This is a genomic window from Solidesulfovibrio carbinoliphilus subsp. oakridgensis, from assembly GCF_000177215.2.
In the GTDB taxonomy this organism is placed as follows: domain Bacteria; phylum Desulfobacterota; class Desulfovibrionia; order Desulfovibrionales; family Desulfovibrionaceae; genus Solidesulfovibrio; species Solidesulfovibrio carbinoliphilus.
Window position 1 is genome coordinate 219,119 of sequence record NZ_CM001368.1, and the last position, 15,902, is coordinate 235,020.

Annotated in this window: 14 protein-coding genes; 6 read left to right on the forward strand and 8 right to left on the reverse strand. The window is 68.7% G+C overall.

Translation table 11 applies throughout. The annotated features are described in order from the left end of the window. Positions 1 to 88: 88 nt before the first annotated feature. Both DFW101_RS00940 and DFW101_RS00945 read left to right on the forward strand, forming a co-directional pair. A complete protein-coding gene (locus DFW101_RS00940; protein WP_009179660.1) occupies positions 89 to 952 on the forward strand; it encodes an NAD(+)/NADH kinase in 864 nt (287 codons plus the stop codon). Beyond that, positions 949 to 2,709 (forward strand): ARMT1-like domain-containing protein, encoded by a 1,761-nt coding sequence (locus DFW101_RS00945; protein ID WP_009179661.1) that lies wholly within the window; start codon positions 949 to 951, stop codon positions 2,707 to 2,709. The genes DFW101_RS00940 and DFW101_RS00945 overlap by 4 nt, the downstream gene beginning before the upstream one ends. 268 nt (positions 2,710 to 2,977) lie before the next feature. Here the strand turns inward: DFW101_RS00945 and der are convergent, their stop codons facing one another. From der to gatB, 4 genes are all read right to left on the reverse strand, one after another. After that, a complete protein-coding gene (gene der, locus DFW101_RS00950; protein ID WP_009179662.1) occupies positions 2,978 to 4,312 on the reverse strand; it encodes a ribosome biogenesis GTPase Der in 1,335 nt (444 codons plus the stop codon). A 452-nt stretch (positions 4,313 to 4,764) separates the two neighbouring features. Continuing rightward, positions 4,765 to 5,556, reverse strand: coding sequence for a sulfide-dependent adenosine diphosphate thiazole synthase (locus tag DFW101_RS00955; RefSeq protein WP_009179663.1), 792 nt, complete (start codon positions 5,554 to 5,556; stop codon positions 4,765 to 4,767). Between the two features lie 42 nt (positions 5,557 to 5,598). Then, positions 5,599 to 6,651 carry an S-methyl-5-thioribose-1-phosphate isomerase gene (mtnA, locus tag DFW101_RS00960; protein ID WP_009179664.1) on the reverse strand — a complete coding sequence of 351 codons (1,053 nt, stop codon included), beginning with the start codon at positions 6,649 to 6,651 and terminating at the stop codon, positions 5,599 to 5,601. Positions 6,652 to 6,779: 128 nt separating this feature from the next. Beyond that, positions 6,780 to 8,210 carry an Asp-tRNA(Asn)/Glu-tRNA(Gln) amidotransferase subunit GatB gene (gatB, locus tag DFW101_RS00965; RefSeq protein ID WP_009179665.1) on the reverse strand — a complete coding sequence of 477 codons (1,431 nt, stop codon included), beginning with the start codon at positions 8,208 to 8,210 and terminating at the stop codon, positions 6,780 to 6,782. Between the two features lie 221 nt (positions 8,211 to 8,431). Between gatB and DFW101_RS00970 the strand changes: the two genes are divergently transcribed. Continuing rightward, positions 8,432 to 8,806, forward strand: coding sequence for a hypothetical protein (locus DFW101_RS00970; protein WP_009179666.1), 375 nt, complete (start codon positions 8,432 to 8,434; stop codon positions 8,804 to 8,806). A 134-nt stretch (positions 8,807 to 8,940) separates the two neighbouring features. On the opposite strand, the gene DFW101_RS00975 is transcribed toward DFW101_RS00970, so the two are convergent. After that, positions 8,941 to 9,744, reverse strand: a complete 804-nt coding sequence (locus tag DFW101_RS00975) for a hypothetical protein (RefSeq protein WP_009179667.1) — start codon at positions 9,742 to 9,744, stop codon at positions 8,941 to 8,943. Positions 9,745 to 9,907: 163 nt separating this feature from the next. Here DFW101_RS00975 and DFW101_RS00980 point away from each other — a divergent pair, with 163 nt between their 5' ends. Together DFW101_RS00980 and DFW101_RS20120 are read left to right on the forward strand one after the other, a co-directional pair. Beyond that, positions 9,908 to 10,765: a DUF2092 domain-containing protein gene (locus tag DFW101_RS00980; protein ID WP_009179668.1), complete on the forward strand. Its 858-nt coding sequence runs from the start codon at positions 9,908 to 9,910 to the stop codon at positions 10,763 to 10,765. A gap of 478 nt (positions 10,766 to 11,243) precedes the next feature. After that, on the forward strand, positions 11,244 to 11,489 hold the full coding sequence (locus DFW101_RS20120) for a hypothetical protein (protein ID WP_009179669.1): 246 nt from the start codon (positions 11,244 to 11,246) through the stop codon (positions 11,487 to 11,489). A 179-nt stretch (positions 11,490 to 11,668) separates the two neighbouring features. On the opposite strand, the gene DFW101_RS00990 is transcribed toward DFW101_RS20120, so the two are convergent. Genes DFW101_RS00990 through DFW101_RS01000 form a run of 3 tightly spaced genes read right to left on the reverse strand, consistent with a single transcriptional unit; the run spans position 11,669 to position 14,906 of the window. Next, on the reverse strand, positions 11,669 to 12,946 hold the full coding sequence (locus DFW101_RS00990) for a tetratricopeptide repeat protein (protein ID WP_009179670.1): 1,278 nt from the start codon (positions 12,944 to 12,946) through the stop codon (positions 11,669 to 11,671). Next, on the reverse strand, positions 12,943 to 13,764 hold the full coding sequence (locus tag DFW101_RS00995) for a glycosyltransferase (RefSeq protein ID WP_009179671.1): 822 nt from the start codon (positions 13,762 to 13,764) through the stop codon (positions 12,943 to 12,945). The genes DFW101_RS00990 and DFW101_RS00995 overlap by 4 nt, the downstream gene beginning before the upstream one ends. Positions 13,765 to 13,790: 26 nt before the next feature. Beyond that, positions 13,791 to 14,906 carry an N-acetylneuraminate synthase family protein gene (locus tag DFW101_RS01000; RefSeq protein WP_009179672.1) on the reverse strand — a complete coding sequence of 372 codons (1,116 nt, stop codon included), beginning with the start codon at positions 14,904 to 14,906 and terminating at the stop codon, positions 13,791 to 13,793. A gap of 222 nt (positions 14,907 to 15,128) precedes the next feature. Here DFW101_RS01000 and DFW101_RS01005 point away from each other — a divergent pair, with 222 nt between their 5' ends. After that, positions 15,129 to 15,890 carry an ABC transporter ATP-binding protein gene (locus tag DFW101_RS01005; protein WP_232286120.1) on the forward strand — a complete coding sequence of 254 codons (762 nt, stop codon included), beginning with the start codon at positions 15,129 to 15,131 and terminating at the stop codon, positions 15,888 to 15,890. The last annotated feature ends 12 nt before the right edge of the window (positions 15,891 to 15,902 follow it).

Here is a 15,902-nt window from a genome sequence, read left to right on the forward strand (position 1 = left end):
CGGGTCTTTCTTGTGCCGGCTCCGGCTTTGCCTTATAAGACCCTTCCTCCTCGCGCCGGAAGGGGATAAACCCGCAACGGAACCCAGCATGCACCGCGACATCAAAACCATTCTCATCATTTACAAGGCCGACCACGAACAGGTCCGGGGCATGGCCTGGACCGTGGCCGACTGGCTGGCCGCGCGGGGCATCACCGTCCTTTTGCGGGAGAATATCCCCGAGGGCCCCACGGCCGTGGTCCCGGTCGGCACGGTGGTGACCGGGCCGCCGCAACTGGCGCTCATCCTCGGCGGCGACGGCACCATGCTCTCGGCCGCCCGCCAACGCGCGGCCGACGGCATCCCCTTTTTCGGCATCAACCTCGGCCGGGTCGGCTTCATGACCTCGGCCGGGCCCGACAATTGGCGGGAAGTACTGGCCGAAATCCTGGAGAACGGCTTCATCGAGGCCCGGCGCATCATGATCGAGGTGTCGGTCATCCGGGGAAGCGAGACCGTCTACACCACGACGGCGCTCAATGACGCCGTCATCAGCCGGGGGGCCATGGCCCGGCTGGCCGCCTTCAAGGTGACGCTCGGCGACGCCGACGTCTGCACGCTGCGGGCCGACGGTGTGGTCGTCTCCACCCCGACCGGGTCCACGGCCTACTGCGTCTCGGCCGGCGGCCCGCTCATCTATCCGGGCCTGGACGTCCTGTGCGTGGTGCCGATCTGCCCGTTTCTGAGCGATTTCAAGCCGGTGGTGGTGCCGGCCGATTCGCCGGTCCGGCTCGCCCTGTCGGCTCCGGAGACCAACATGTACCTCACCTGCGACGGGCAGGAGCTTTTTCCCCTGGACGACAACGACGTGGTGGTGGTCAGGAAATCCACCCGCAGCCTCAAACTGGCCAAGCGGGCCAAGGACAGCTACTTCGGCCGCCTGCGCCTCAAGGGATTCATCAACAAGCCATGACCCGGATTCCCGCCGCCTCTCCGCCCGCTCCCGGCCCTGCTCCGCGCTACGGCTCGGACCCGGTCCAGGACGCCTGGCTCCTGCATTTCATGACCGAAAACAACCTGGACCACGCCATCGCGCCGGAGAAAAACGCCTCCCCGGAGCAGCTGCGGTTCATGGTGGCCCTCGGTCCGGAAGAGATCTACGTGCCCTGCTCGGACACCATGTTCTCCCATCTGGTCAGCGAACGGGCCGATCCCATGGTCGTGGCCGAGTACAACGAGCGCCTGGCCCGCATCGGCCGGCTCATCGACGCCTACGTGCCGGACGCCTACACCGGGCAGAAGATCCGCATCCTGTGCGAACTCAAGTACCGTCAGGCGCTGGTCGCGCCGACGCTCATCCCGTCGCGCCTGGCCAAGCGGCTGTGCACCATCTTCCTGACCCAGTCCGGGCTCGACGACCCCCACCGGGAGCGCAAGCGGCTCATGAACCGCCGGGCCCAGGCCTTCATCCAGGGCACGGCATTCACGGAAATGCTCTACGCCTGCCCGGCCGAGCTGCCCGGTTGCCGGGCCATTCCGGAACTGCGCTTCGCCCTGGACATGCTGGAATTAAAGCGCCTGCTGGTCCTCGGTTCCATGTCCGCCATCTGGGAAGGGGAGGGGAAGGTTCCGGGCCGCGAGGACCTGGACGCCGCCCTGACCCATTTTCCCGAGGAGTTCGAACGTCTGGCCGGGCTGCTCGACCCCAGGCGGGGCGGGCCGCTCAAGATCCTTTTTCTGCCGGACGCGGCCGGGGGCATCGTCTTCGACCTGCTCGCCGTGCGCACGCTCCTGCGCCTGGGGCACCGGGTGATCGTGGCCCTCAAGGACGGTTTCTACTACGACGCCCCGACCATCTGGGACGCGGACGGCGATCCGGTCCTCGACGCCGCCCTGGCCGGGTCGCATTTCCTGGCCGACGCCCGCATCGGCAAAAACGGCCTGCTCCAGGTCATGCGCGAAAACCCGCTCACCGTCATCTCCGACGGCACGCGCGAGCGCCTGAACCTCTACCGGGTCTCGGTCACCTTCGCCAGGGCCTGGAAAGAGGCCGATCTGGTCATGGCCAAAGGCATCCTCAACCATCGGCGGCTGATCGAGACGCGCCACCTTTTCACCCGGGACGTGGCCTCGTTTTACAGCGACCCGGCCGCCGGCCTGCGCCTGGATTTCAAGCCCCGGGCCCCGGGCGCCCGGTCCTTCACCGAAGCCGACATCATGGCCAAGGCCGAGGAGATCATAAGCGGCATGCGCGCGGCCAAGGCCGCCGGCAAGTCGGTCATGTTCTACAGCGCGGTCATCGGCTCCATCCCGGGCCAGACCAAGACGGCCATCGGCCTTGTCACGGCCTTTGTGGCCTATCTCCGCGAGAAGCTGTCCGAGACCTACGTCATCAACCCGGCCGAGCACTTCGAAGAGGGCATGGACGCCGACGACCTGATGTTCATGTGGGAGAAGGTGCAGCGCAGCGGGCTGATCGACGTGTGGCGGTTTCAGACCCACTTCGACATCGAAAAAAGCTTCGAACTCCTGGGGCGCAAGGTGCCGCCGGCCTGGTCCGGCAAGGACGCCACCTTTTCCACGGGCTGCACCAAGGAGATGCACATCGCGCTTTCCATGCAGTCCCGCCAGCCCGAGCTCCAGATCATCGGCCCGGACCCGGAGAAGTTCTTCCGCCGCCGCGAGTACGGCGTCGGCAAGTTCTGCGACGCCGGCATCGAGTGCCGGTAAGAAAGGATAAGATGCCTCCGGCGGCTGGGAGGGGGCACCCCCTCCCAGACCCACCCGAACGGGGTGTGCGGGGCCAGGGGCGGCGAGAGGACCCGTGGTCGTGGTCGCACGCTGGCGTGTCTTCATCCCGGGAGCGGGCGAAAGGGATGGGGAGTCTTTTGCTTGGAAGGCTGAGGGGGACGTGTGGCCGGCCTTTGCTGGATGCTCCTGTTTTGGGACGGGAAGGTCCGGGAGGGGGTGACCCCCTCCCGGCCGCCGGAGGCATCTTCTATTCCTTGGGCTTGTGGCTGGCCCGGCAGACGACCTTGACCGGGGCCATGCTGATCTTGAAGAGCTTGCGCAGGGCGTTTTCCAGGTACTTGGCGTAGGAATCGCGGACCCGCTCGGTATCGCTGACGAAAAAGACGAAGGTCGGGGGCGGCGTGGCCGCCTGGGTCAGGTAGTAGAACTTGGCCCGCCGGCCGTTGACCAGGGGCGGCTGGTGCTTGTCGAGGACCTCGCGCATGGCTCGGTTGAGGGCGCCCGTGCCGACGCGGATGCCACACTCCTTCCAGATTGTCTCGGCCAGGGGCAGGACCTTGGCGACGCCCTTGCCCTTGGCGGCGGAAAGGTAGAGCACCGGCACGTGGGAACACATGCGCAGCTCTTCCTCGATGTCCTTTTTGAGGGTCAGCATGTCCTGCTGGGCAACGAGGTCCACCTTGTTGACCGCGACCAGAAAGGGTGTGCGCTCCTTGTCCAGGTAGGAAATGAGCCGCTTGTCCTGGACGCCGACGCCGCCGGTGGCGTCGACCACCACCACGGCCACGTCGGCCCGCTTGGCGCTGCCGAGGGCCTTGTTGACGCTGTAGCGCTCCACGCCGTCGGTGATGCGGGTGCGCTTCCTGACGCCGGCCGTGTCCACGAACACGTAGCGCCGGCCGTTGCGGATGACGGCCACGTCCACGGCGTCGCGGGTGGTGCCGGGCACCTCGCTGACGATCATCCGATCCTCGCCCAAAAGGGCGTTGACCAGCGAGGACTTGCCGGCGTTGGGCCGGCCGAGCACGGCCAGCCGGATGCCGGCCTCCACGGGCTCGGCCCGGGGCTCGTCCTTGTTCTCGGAAACCTCGGGCAAAAGTTCGGCCAGTGCCCCGGCCAGATCGTTCACGCCGTGGCCGTGGGCCGCGGAAATGGGCATCATGGCGAAGCCCCAGGCGTGGAAGTCGTTGGTCAGGGCGTTGATCTTTTCCGCGCCATCGACCTTGTTGACCGCCACCACCACCGGCTTGTCGGTGCGGCGCAGGCGCTCGGCCATTTCGTCGTCCAGGGCGGTGCGGCCGGCCTTGCCGTCCACGAGAAAAAGGACCACGTCGGCCATATTGAGCGCGATTTCGGCCTGGACCACGATCTGGCGCTCCAGGCCCTCGGGGGCGTCGAAGTCCATGCCGCCGGTGTCGATCAGGGTGACGATCCGGTCGTCGAGCTCCACGGTCGCTTCCAGACGGTCGCGGGTGACGCCCGGACGGTCGTGGGTGATGGCCTTGGGGCGCTTGGCCAGCCGGTTGAAAAGGGTGGACTTGCCGACGTTCGGCCGTCCGACGATAGCCACGATAGGGGGCATGGGTATGTTGTCTCCTCGACGGGGATGAAGTGCGAGCGGGAGGTCCGGATTGGCCGTATCCGCGTGCGGGCCGCCGGACGTCGGGGACGCCGGAGGACGCGAACCAAGGCCACGTCAACGGACGCGAACCCGCCACAGGATCATGAGGAGCGGCGCTTGTCAACCAATATAAAAAGCCCCGGGCGTCTTCACGCCCGTTCGGTAGAAAAACACAGTCGCGTCCGCGACGCAAGGGGTCTCTGTGGGGCCGCGCCGCGCATGACCGCAACAGTCGGCCCGTTCACCAAAAATGCGGCCAGCCGGACAGAAAAAAACGACGGCAGGAAGCCACCAGGCAACCGGCGTCGCGGTTCTCCGACTTCCCCCTTTCGGGGGGGCCGGGGGGGATGATCCCCCCCGGCGGGGTCCGGGGCAGAGCCCCGGACCCCGCCGGAGGCCTCTTAATCTTCCCTCTATCCCCGCAGCTTCTTGGCGATGTCGGCCGCGACCTTTTCGCCCGACAGCAGCATGCCGCCGAAGATGGGGCCCATACGGTAGGAGCCGAAGCTGGCGTTGGCGGCCATGCCGGCCACGTACACGCCCGGGAAGATCTCGCGGGTGTTGGTGACGGTGTTGGTCTCGGCCACCTCGGCCCACATGGACTGCTCGCCCTCGATCTTGCCGGACGGGGTGTTGAGCTTCACGTCGTTTTTGCGCACGAGGGTCTTTAAGACCTCGACGGCGTGGCCCGTGGCCTCGACCAGATATTTGCAGCCAAGGACGATGGGATCCACGTGCAGGCCGGCCATCTCCACGGGCGAGGAGTTGACGACAAGACCGGTCACCTGCTTGGCGCCGTCCACTTCGCGCAGGACCACGTCCTCGACCGAGAGGCAGTTGAAGACCTTGGCCCCGGCCAGGCAGGCTGCGGCGGCGAGCGCGGTGGTCGCGGTCACGGCGTCGGCCGTGAAGTAGTTGTCCTTGTAGCGTTTGACCGGAATGCCGACATCGGTCAGGAGGTGCACGCTCTCTTCCTGCACGACGATGATGTTGTACAGCATGCCGCCGCCCCACATGCCGCCGCCAAGGGACAGCTTGCGTTCGAACAGGGCGACGTTGAAGCCGTCCGCGGCCAGGAGCCGGGCGGCGGTCAGGCCCGAAGGACCGCCGCCGACGATGGCGACGTCGAGGTCGAGGCTCGATTTGAACTTGAGGGCATATTCGTCGAAAATGGCTTCGGTGATGATGCGTTCGTCCAGAGGCATGAAAAGGTCCTTTGCTGCGTGCGGCCTGAAAGGGTTTATGGGTTATTTCCCGCCGATGGCGGCGCGGATGGACGCGGCATAGGGCGCGGTCAACACGCCTTTTTCCGTGATGATGCCACTGATGAGGTCGGCCGGGGTCACGTCGAAGGCATAGTTGTAGACCGGCACGTTCTCCGGGATGATGCGGTGCTCGCCCACGTGGGTGACTTCGCGGGGGGTGCGGTTCTCGATGGGGATCAGGTCGCCCGAGGCCAGGGAGAGGTCGAAGGTCGAGGCCGGGGCGGCCACGTAGAAGGGCACGCCGTGGGCCTTGGCGATGAGGGCCACGGTGTAGGTGCCGATCTTGTTGGCCGCGTCGCCGTTGGCCGCGATCCGGTCCGCGCCGACCACGACCTTTTGCACCATGCCCTGCTTCATGAGGTGGCCGACGGCGTTGTCGCAGGCGACCGTGACCGGGATGCCTTCCTTGGACAGCTCGTAGGCCGTCAAGCGCGCACCCTGGAGAAAGGGCCGCGTCTCGTTGGCGATGACCCGGATGCGCTTGCCCTGCTCGAAGGCGGCGCGGATGACGCCAAGGGCCGTGCCGTAGCCGGCCGTGGCCAGGGCCCCGGCGTTGCAGTGGGTCATGACCGTGTCGCCGTCGGCGATGCAATCGGCGCCGTTTTTGCCCATGGCCTTGTTGATTTCGATGTCCTCGGCGTGCATGTCCTGGGCCGTGCAGAGCCAGGCCGAGGCCAGGGCGTCCAGGGAGGGATCGCTCATGGCCTGCCACTGGCCGCGCAGGCGGGAGACGGCCCAGCGCAGGTTGACGGCTGTCGGCCGCGCCTCTTCCAGTTCGGTGAGAAGGGCGGCCAGGCGGTCCTTCCAGGCGCCGTCGGAAGCGGCGGCCTCGGCCGCCTCGCGGGCGGCCAGGTAGCAGCCGTAGGCCGCGGTGACGCCGATGGCCGGGGCCCCGCGCACCACCATGGTCTGGAGGGCGTAGACCGTGTCGGCAGTGTTGCGGCACACGAAATACTCCTCCCGGTCCGGGAGGAAGCGTTGGTCGAGGAGGATCAGGGCATGCCTGTCGGCGGAAAAGGCGATATGGTCGGTCATTGTGCGGTATCCGTCATCCGGGTGCGAAACACGGTTCCACGCCGACCCGCCAAAGCGGGGCGGCCGGGGGAACGATTCCCCCTCGGGGGGAGGGCGCAGGAGGAGAGGTGGGGCCTCCCGGGCTTTCCTTATCCCAGCTTTTTGCGCAGCAGTTCGTTGACCAGGCCCGGATTGGCCTGTCCCTTGGTGGCCTTCATGATCTGGCCGACGAAAAATCCCATGAGCTTGGTCTTGCCGCCCCGGTAGGCCTCGGCCTCGGCCGGATTGGCGGCGATGACCGCGTCCACGGCCGATTCCAGAGCCCCGGAGTCGGAAATCTGGACCAGCCCCTTGTCGCGCACGTAGGCGGCCGGGTCAAGGCCCGTGGCGCACAGGTCCGGGAAGATCTGCTTGGCGATCTTGCCGGAGATGGCGCCCTCGTCCACGAGGCGCATGAGCCCGGCCAGCTTGTCGGGCGTGAGTTTGCAGTCCCGGGCGGCGATGCCGGCTTGGTTCAGTTCGCGCAAGAGCTCGGTCTGGACCCAGTTGGCCGCCTTTTTGGGGTCGGCCCCGGCGGCCAGGGTCGCCTCGAAATAATCGGCCATGTCGCGTTCGGCGGTCAGGACCTCGGCGTCGTATTCGGACAGGCCAAGGGCCGTGACGAAGCGGTCCCGGCGGGCCACGGGCAGCTCCGGCAGCTCGTCCTGCCAGCGGGCGAGCAGGACCGGGTCGAGGGAGAGCGGCACCAGATCCGGGTCCGGAAAGTAGCGGTAGTCGTTGGCCTCTTCCTTGCCGCGCATGGACACGGTGACGTTTTTGCCGGCGTCGTAAAGCCGGGTTTCCTGGATGACGGCTCCGCCGTCGTCGAGGACGTCGGCCTGCCGGTTCACCTCGTATTCGATGGCCTTTTGGACGTGGCGGAAGCTGTTTAAGTTTTTGAGTTCCGTGCGCGTGCCAAAGGCCTCCCGTCCGACCGGGCGCAGGCTCACGTTGGCGTCGCAGCGAAACGAGCCCTCTTCCATGTTGCCGTCGCAGATGTCGAGGTAGACCAGGATGGCGCGCAGGGCTTTGAGATAAGCCACGACCTCTTCGGCGTTGCGCATGTCCGGCTCGGACACGATCTCGATCAGCGGCACGCAGGCCCGGTTCAGGTCCACGTAGCTGACCCCCTCGGCCACGCTGTGGATGTTTTTCCCGGCGTCCTCTTCCATGTGGATGCGGGTGATGCCGATGCGCTTGGCCGCGCCGCCCACGGTGATGTCGATGTGGCCGTGCTCGCAGATGGGCTGCTCGTACTGGGAGATCTGGTAGCCCTTGGGCAGGTCCGGATAGAAATAGTTCTTGCGGGCGAAGACCGAAACCGGGTTGACGACGCATCCCGTGGCCAGACCCATCTTGGCGGCGTACTCCACGGCCGTGGCGTTTAAGACCGGCAGCACGCCGGGCATGCCGGCGCAGACCGGGCAGACGTTTTCGTTGGGCTCGTTGCCGAAGCGGGTGGAACAGCCGCAGAAGATCTTGCTGGCAGTTTTCAGCTGCGCGTGCACCTCGATGCCGATGACGGTCTCGTACCTGGCCATGAAACGCTCCTTCGCACGGCAGCTCCTGTCCTGGCGCGCCGCGAAATTTCCGACGGGGGGTGTACCCTGCTTCCGGCAGGGGGGTCAATGGCGCGCCTGGGCCGGGGGATTGGTCCCAAGTGGTTGTTTTTCTGGAAGCGGGGGGCTAAAAGGATGGCGCCTGGGACTGGCCCGCATCGAGGGGCCCGCCGGGCGGCACTTTTACCAAGACGAGGCATGCCATGGGCAGTTTCCTTTTGTCGACGGGTCGCGGCATCGGCGTCGCGTGTGTTGTCTCCGGACTGCTTTTTTCCGGAGCCTTGGTCGGTTTGCAACCGGCCGTGGCCATGGCCCAGGAGTATGAGGCCATGCTGCCCAACACCTTGCAGCGGGAGCTGCACAAGGTTGAAAGCGAGTATCGCGAGGGCATCCGGGCGGTCAACGCCGCCGAGACCGAGCGCCTGGCCAGGCAGGCGGCCGGCGCGGCCGAGGCGGACCTGCGGGCCCTGGACGACAAGGTCGGGCAGCTTGTGACCAAGGCCGAAAAGCTCAAAATCCAGGCCGACTACCTGAAAGAACTCTACGAGGCCAAAAAGCGGGAATACAAGGCCCAGTAGCGGACTGGGGCCGCGGCCCCGGCGGATTTCCGGCAGCGGCCGGCACCGCCCGTTTGTCCCGGCGCCTGGCGCGGCCCGTCCTTTCGAGGGCCGCCAGGGCCCGACGCACCTTCCGGCCAAGGCCAGCCGGGGGCTCACGAGGCAGCCCGCCGGGCGGCCCGGAAATCCAGATAGCCCCATACCCGGTTGCGCCGGTCGTAGGAGAAGGATTCCTCCGGCCGGGGTGCTATGTCCCAGGTCCATTCCCGGTCCGGCGGCGGCGGGATGACCCCCTCCAGGGCGTCGCACGTCTCCAGAAGCCTGTCCCCGGACACCCGTTCCCAGGCCGTGTCGCACACAAGGCAGGTCCGGCCGGGAAGCCCCTCCATCCAGGCGAAATGGGCCTCGATCAGGCCCCGGCAGAACCGCTCCAGCTCCTGCTCGTCCACCCGGCCGCCGAGGGTCTTGTAAAAGGGGATGGGGAGCTGGGAGGCCAGGTTCAGCGAAGCCGTGAAATCCGGCTCGATGCCCGGCAGGGGATCCGGCACGGGCACGGGGTGGGGGAGGCGGGCTTTTGCCCGGGCGGCCTTTCTGGCCGTGTGGCCCATGCCGGTCACGTCGGCCGTCACTAGGCGGAGATTGGCGTGCTTCCTGGCCAGGGTCCGGGCCGGCCGGGGATGGTGGGCGTCCACGAGCACGACTTGTCGGAACCGGTCGCACAGTTCGGCCACGGGCACGTCCAGGCAGGGGCCCGAGCCGAGGATGACGGCCGTGCCCCGGGCCGGGGCGGCGTCGGCCGCTTCGAGGACGAGGGTCTTGACGGCTTCCAGGTGGGGCCGCCAGGCCGTGCGGCACCGGCGGTGCCGGGCCGCGATCCGGGCGGCCTCCCGGTCGTGGCCGTACCATCCGGCCAGGCCGGCCCCCCGGTCCCGGAGCAGGGTCAGGAGTTCCCGCAACATATCGCCTCCGGCGCGAAGGTAAATCAGCCGGCCGGGCGAGGCAATGGCGGAAGCCCTCCGGCGGCTTTAAGGTTTTCTTGACACCCCAGGCCCGGCCTCCTAGGGTCATCCTAGCGAAAATCGGTTCGTCCGGGGTGCCCGGCGGGCCGGCAAGGAGGTCTTCATGCGCCACTTCAGTTTGATCCTCGGCCTGCTCGTCTGGCTTGCCGCCGCCCCGGCCCTGGCCGCGACCGGGGAACAAGACCCGCCGCCCGCTCCCGAGGCTGCGTCCCCGAGCACCACGGACCAGCAGGCCCCGGCCCCGGCCGCGACGGGGCAACAGCCCCCGGCCCCGGACATCGCGCCCGAGGCGGCCGCCCCTGTCCAAGCCATGTGCGGACTTCTCAAGTCAAAACAATCGTTCACCTTCACGGCCGAGGTTTCCTCCGAGCAGGTCTATCCCAACGGACAGACCGTGCAGTTGACCCGGAACGTCGAAATGGCCATCCGGCGTCCGGACAAGCTCTACGCCCGGATCTCCGGCGACGACCGCGACCGGGTTTTCGTCTACGACGGCAAGACCGTGGTCGTGGCCGACCTCGACCGGGGCGTCTACGCCATGGTCGACGCGCCGCCGACCATCGACGCCACCCTGGACATGCTGTCCGACAAATACGACATCCATGCCCCCCTGGCCGACCTGCTCTACGCGGACCCGTGCGCGGTCATGCTCCAGACCGTGCGCACCGGCGACTGCGTGGGAGCGCACACGGCCGAGGGCAAGACTTGCGACCACCTGGTCTTTTCCCAGAAGGAGTCGGACTGGCAGCTGTGGGTCGAGAAGGGCAAGGCCCCGCTGCCGCGAAAGCTCGTCATAAACGACAAGCAGGTCATGGGCTGGCCCCAGTTCTCGGCCACCTTTTCGCAGTGGGACCTGAACCCGCGCCTGCCGGCCGGGCTTTTCACCTTCAAGCCGCAGCAGGATGCGCGGCAGATCGATTTCATGCCCCTGGTGTCCGGCCAGGGCGAAACCACCAAGTGAGGCGGCGAACATGAGACACACTTCCTGGCGTCGTCGGGCGTCGTCGGCACTGGTCCTGGTCGCGGCCCTGAGCCTGGTGTTCGATGCCTCGCAACTGCTGACGCTCTCCGGCCTTTTCGCGGCCACGGCCGAGGCGGGCGGGCCGCATTTCGGCGGTGGCGGCGGTGGGCCGCGTGGAGGCGGAGGCGGTGGCGGTGGCGGGCCCCGTTTCGGTGGTGGTGGCGGGCCGCGTGTCGGAGGACCCGCGCCGGGCGGACCGCCTCCGGGCGGCCTGCGTTTCGGCGGCGGCCCGCCGGTCGGACCCCGGCCTTCGGTCCGGCCGCCCGGGCCCGGCTTCCGTGGCCCGGGCTTCGCGCCGGTGCCCGGTCCGGTTCCGGTCGTTCCGGGTTTCGCGCCGCGCCCGCCGGTTCCAGGCGGACCGGTTCCCGGGTATGGCCCGGGGCCGAGACCGCCGTACCCGGGTCCGAGACCGGTGCCCGTGCCCGGACGGCCGTATCCGGTCGGTCCTTACGGCCCCGGTCCCTGGGCCCGTCCGCCCGTCGGCCCGGGCCCCTGGCTGTGGGCCCTGCCCGCCGCCGCCGTGGCCCTGACCGTGGCCGGGGTGACCTATTACAATTACAACAAGGTCTGCTACGTCGAGCAGTACCAGGGCGACCGGGTGGTCTACGTGCCGGTGACCGGCCCCTGCCCGCCGCCGCCCCCGCCCGGCTACCCGGGCTATTAGCCGACGCGGCGAAAGAGATGGCAACGGGCGACCCGAAAGGGCCGCCCGTTTGTTTTGGAACAAGGGAGAAATTGCCCCGGCGGCCGCGGGGCGCTGCCCTTCGGAAACCCGGGGGAGGCGCGCGTGACCACCCGGGCCGTCGGGTATCCGGTACGTCGCGGACGAGGCCGGCTCGGGAGCTAAAAGGGCTCGAGGTCCACCCGGGTCAACGGCAGGGCGGCGGCCGCATAGCCCGGGTCGTGGGGGCAGTAAGCCTGGATGGGACCGAGGAAGACCTCCGGGGCGCCTCGCAGGAAGGCGGCCGCCCGGGCCCCGATGCCGGCCAGGCAGGCCTCGGCCGCGTTTCCCGTCGCCAGCTCGCCGGCCGGGAAGAGGAAGTCTCCCGCGCCCGGGCAAAAACGCCGGGCAAAGAGCCGGCCAAGCGCTACGAAGTGCCGGTGGGACCAGGCCTGGGCATGGACCGGATGGCGCAGGACCGGGGCGGCGGCAAAGCCGAGCCGGCCGCCGGCGGCCAGGACGGCTAGGGGCAGGGCATAGTCCCACCACGGCAGGCCGAGGTGGAATCCTCCCACGTCGAGCCGGCCGGCCACGGCCGCGTCCACGGCGCACAGGTCGAACCCGACGTCATGATACTGGCCCGTTGTCGCGGCCAGCCCCGCCACGTCCACCCGGCAGGCGAAGGCCGCGCCGCCCCGGGCCGCCCGGCCGATCCGTTCGGCCAGCCCTTCCGGCGGAACCAGGACGATATCGGCGTTGACGATCGCCACGGCCTCGGCCCCGGCGGCAACACCGGCGGCAAGCAGGTCGCCCAGGGCGGCGTAGGGCCGGCCCAAGTCCCGGGCCGCCGCGTCCGGGCCGGGCACGAAAACCACTTCCGGGAACTTCCGCCAAAGCGCCTCGATTTCTGCCGCCGTATTGACCGACACCACCGGCGAGAACCCGGCCGCGACGAACGACGCCACCGCGGCCCGGTGGCGCTGGTCGGTCGTCGGCGGCAGGCTGGTGGCGGCCGCGACAGGGCCGCCGCAGGGAAGGTCGGGGGGAAAAGGCCGGTCCGCGTCCGGGGACAGGGCGGCCATGTTGACCTGGGCGGCCAGGCGGCCGGGGTCGACGGCAAAAGCCCGGGCGAAGCGTCTTCCGGCCGCGTCCCGGTCGCCCCGGGCCAGGGCGGCGTGGCCGGCGCAGAGCAGGGCCTGGGCCGTGTCGCCGTGGGTCCTTGCAAGGGCCAGGGCGAGATTTTCGGCCTCCCGGACCTGTCCCCGCGCCAGCAGGAGATCGGCCCGCAGCAGCCCGGCCAGGGGCGTCTCCCGGAGGTCGGGTCCGCCAAGCAGGGCCAGGGCCGCCGGAACATCGTCCCGGCGCACCGCTTCCCGGGCGGCCTTCATGGCCGCGTGGGCGGCCGGGGTGTCCGGCAGGAGCCGGGCAAAGGCCGCGTTGGCGGGCGGAAAACCGGTCATGGCGCGGGATTGCCGGTGGGCTTCCGGCTTTGCAGAAAGTCTCTGGCCCGCCGGGCGCACTGGCGGGATTCCTCCAGAAGCCGCTCGTAACGGGCCGGCGCGTGCTGGCCGGTCGGCCGGTTCGGGCCGTGGCGCCTGACGCCGTAAAGGACGCGCGGCACGTGGACGAATTTGGCCCCGGCCATGGCGAAACGCAGATAGTGGTCGTAGTCGTTGGCGCTCTGGTAAGCCTCGTCCATGAGCCCGACGGTCCGGTGGAGCCGTGTCCGGTAGAGCTTGCAGACCCCGAGGTGGAACCAGTCGGCTAGACAGGCCTTGAAATCGAAATCCGGGAAGGTCATGCGCCGAAAGACCCGGCCGTCGTCCTCGACCACGTCCTGGTCGGCGTAGGCGAAATCCGCGCCCGTCTCGATAAGCGCCGTCGCCAGTTCCTCGACCATGTGCGGGTAGGGCAGGTCGTCGCCCGGCACGTAGGTGCAAAATTCTCCGGTGGCCCGGGCAAAGCCTTCGTTGTAGGTCCGGGTCGGGCCGATGTCCCGGTCGCAGGCGACGATGGTCAGCCGGCGGCCTTGCGGGCAGGTCAAAATTTCCTCGCGCACGATGTCCCCGTCCTCCTGCATGCGCGCCACCGGGCTGGCCGTGGCCGAGGCGATCCGGGCCGGCAGTCCGGCGAGGTAGGCCTTGGTGCCGTCGGTGGAACCGCCGTCCACGATGACGATTTCCAGGTCCGGGTGGGTCTGGAACAGGCACCGGTCCACGCAGGCCGGCAGGTAGGGCATCTGGTTGAAGGTCGGAATGACGATGGTGACGCTGGCCACGGCAACCTGCCTGGGCGGGGGTGGGCTTAGAACCCGGACAGGGCCTGCGGCAGACCGGCTGGGCCGACGTCGGAGGACTCGGGCGCGGCCAGCCGCTCCCAGGCGACCGGCTCGTCCTGGCGGACCTTGGCCAGAAGCCGGCAGCCGGCCACGGCGTCGCCAAGGACCGGGGACAGGCCCGTGCCCGGGCACTTGGCGGTCAGGTCCTCGGGGCCAAGGACGTGCCCGGCCGGCAGGTCCCGGGCGAAGACCAGGGATTTTCTGAGCTTGGCCGCGGCCGCCGCCTCGCCGGGAAAGAGGTGCTTTCTGGCCACCCGCATGGCGGCTTCGGCCTCGCGGACCATGCCGGCCATGGCCGCGAATTCCTCCGGTGTGAGCGATGCCTGGTGGTCCGTGCCGGGGAGCGTCCGGTCCAGGGTGAAATGGCGCTCGATGACGGCCGGGCCGAAGGCCACCGAGGCGATGGTCGGGCCAAGGCCCCGCTCGTGGCCGGAATACCCGACCGGCAGGCCGTAGCGGCGGCGCAGGATGTCCATGACCGGCAGTCCCACCTGCTCGTCCGGGCAGGGGTAGGAGCTGTTGCAGTGGAGCAGCACGATCCGGTCGTGGTGGCGGCGAAGCTCGGTCACGGCCGCGTCCACGTCGGCAAGGACGCTCATGCCGGTGGAGACGACAAGCGGCAGGCCGGTTTCCCCGGCCAGGCGCAAAAGCGGCAGGTTGACCAGATCGGCCGACGGGATTTTCAGCATCTCGACGCCGAGGTCGACCAGGAGGCGCAGGCTCGGGGCGTCCCAGGCCGAGGCGAAAAAGGTGAGATCCAGGGATTCGGCCAGGGTTTTGAGCTCCGCCAGGTCGTCGCCGGAAAGCTCCAGCGCCGCCCGGTGGCGGCCGTAGGTGTCGCCGAAGCTGTGCGGCCCGCCGTAGGGGGCCTCGAGCCCGGCCTTGGTGAAAAGGGCGGCCATCTCGCGCTTCTGGAACTTGACGGCGCAGGCGCCGCTCCGGGCGGCGGCCCGGACCATCTCCTTGGCCGTGGCCAGGCTTCCCTGGTGGTTGTTGCCGATTTCGGCGACCAGAAAGGCCGGGCAGCCCGGTCCGATGGACCGGCCGTGGCGCAGGCGGATAGAGGGGGCGGCGGTTGGCATGAGGCGTGGTACTCCAAGGCGGCGAAGCGCCGCCGCGTGGCTTGATCCTAGCCGCGACGCGCCGGTTGCACAAGCCGGACGGGGCGGGCCGGCGGAAATTGCCGGTTGCCCGGAATTTTGCAAGCCCCGTGCCGGCTGGCCCGACCTTGCCATCGGCCGCGATTGCGGTCAAAGTGGCCCGGCTCGCCGACACCGGGCGGACACGAGGCCATGACACAACCCATGATCGAAATACGCGGCCTGAAAAAGGCCTTCCAGGGACAGCCCGTCCTTCGCGGCGTGGACATGACCGTGCCCGAGGGCGTGGTCACGGCGGTCATCGGCAAATCGGGCGAGGGCAAGAGCGTGCTTTTAAAGCACATCATCGGCCTTCTCAAGCCCGACGCCGGGGACATCCTTTTCCAGGGCGCGCCGCTCTCCGCGGCAAGCCACAGCGAGCGTCGGGCCTTTCGCCGCCGCTGCAGCTACATGTTCCAGAACATGGCCCTGTTCGATTCCATGACCGTGTTCGACAACCTGGCCCTGCCCCTTCGCGAGACCTCCCGCCAGCCCGAGGCCGAGGTCCGGAGACGCGTGCGTGGCATGGCCGAGCGGCTGGAACTGACCGGCATCCTGGCCAAGTTCCCGTCCCAGATCTCCGGCGGCATGCAAAAGCGGGTCGCCCTGGCCCGGGCCCTCATCACCGAGCCGCATCTCGTCCTTTTTGACGAGCCGACCACCGGCCTCGACCCCATCCGCAAGGCCTCGGTCCTGTCGCTGATCGACCATTCGCGCCAGCAGTTCGGCTTTACGGCCGTGCTGGTCAGCCACGACATCCCGGACGTCTTCGGCGTGGCCGGACACGTGGCCATGCTCGACGGCGGCCGCATCATCTGGGAGGGATCGCCCGAGGCCATAAACGCCAGCCCCGATCCGGTGGTGCGGCGCTTTCTGGCCGGCGAGCCCGAGCCGCTGTCCGACAGCTTTCCGTCCAACGCCGCCTGACAAGGAGGTTCC

Excerpts from the sequence above, each read along its gene's own strand:
- DFW101_RS00940 (WP_009179660.1), top strand. The coding sequence starts at position 89 with ATGCACCGCGACATCAAAACCATTCTCATCATTTACAAGGCCGACCAC.
- DFW101_RS00945 (WP_009179661.1), top strand. The coding sequence starts at position 949 with ATGACCCGGATTCCCGCCGCCTCTCCGCCCGCTCCCGGCCCTGCTCCG.
- der (WP_009179662.1), bottom strand. The coding sequence starts at position 4,312 with ATGCCCCCTATCGTGGCTATCGTCGGACGGCCGAACGTCGGCAAGTCC.
- DFW101_RS00955 (WP_009179663.1), bottom strand. The coding sequence starts at position 5,556 with ATGCCTCTGGACGAACGCATCATCACCGAAGCCATTTTCGACGAATAT.
- mtnA (WP_009179664.1), bottom strand. The coding sequence starts at position 6,651 with ATGACCGACCATATCGCCTTTTCCGCCGACAGGCATGCCCTGATCCTC.
- gatB (WP_009179665.1), bottom strand. The coding sequence starts at position 8,210 with ATGGCCAGGTACGAGACCGTCATCGGCATCGAGGTGCACGCGCAGCTG.
- DFW101_RS00970 (WP_009179666.1), top strand. The coding sequence starts at position 8,432 with ATGGGCAGTTTCCTTTTGTCGACGGGTCGCGGCATCGGCGTCGCGTGT.
- DFW101_RS00975 (WP_009179667.1), bottom strand. The coding sequence starts at position 9,744 with ATGTTGCGGGAACTCCTGACCCTGCTCCGGGACCGGGGGGCCGGCCTG.
- DFW101_RS00980 (WP_009179668.1), top strand. The coding sequence starts at position 9,908 with ATGCGCCACTTCAGTTTGATCCTCGGCCTGCTCGTCTGGCTTGCCGCC.
- DFW101_RS00990 (WP_009179670.1), bottom strand. The coding sequence starts at position 12,946 with ATGACCGGTTTTCCGCCCGCCAACGCGGCCTTTGCCCGGCTCCTGCCG.
- DFW101_RS01000 (WP_009179672.1), bottom strand. The coding sequence starts at position 14,906 with ATGCCAACCGCCGCCCCCTCTATCCGCCTGCGCCACGGCCGGTCCATC.
- DFW101_RS01005 (WP_232286120.1), top strand. The coding sequence starts at position 15,129 with ATGATCGAAATACGCGGCCTGAAAAAGGCCTTCCAGGGACAGCCCGTC.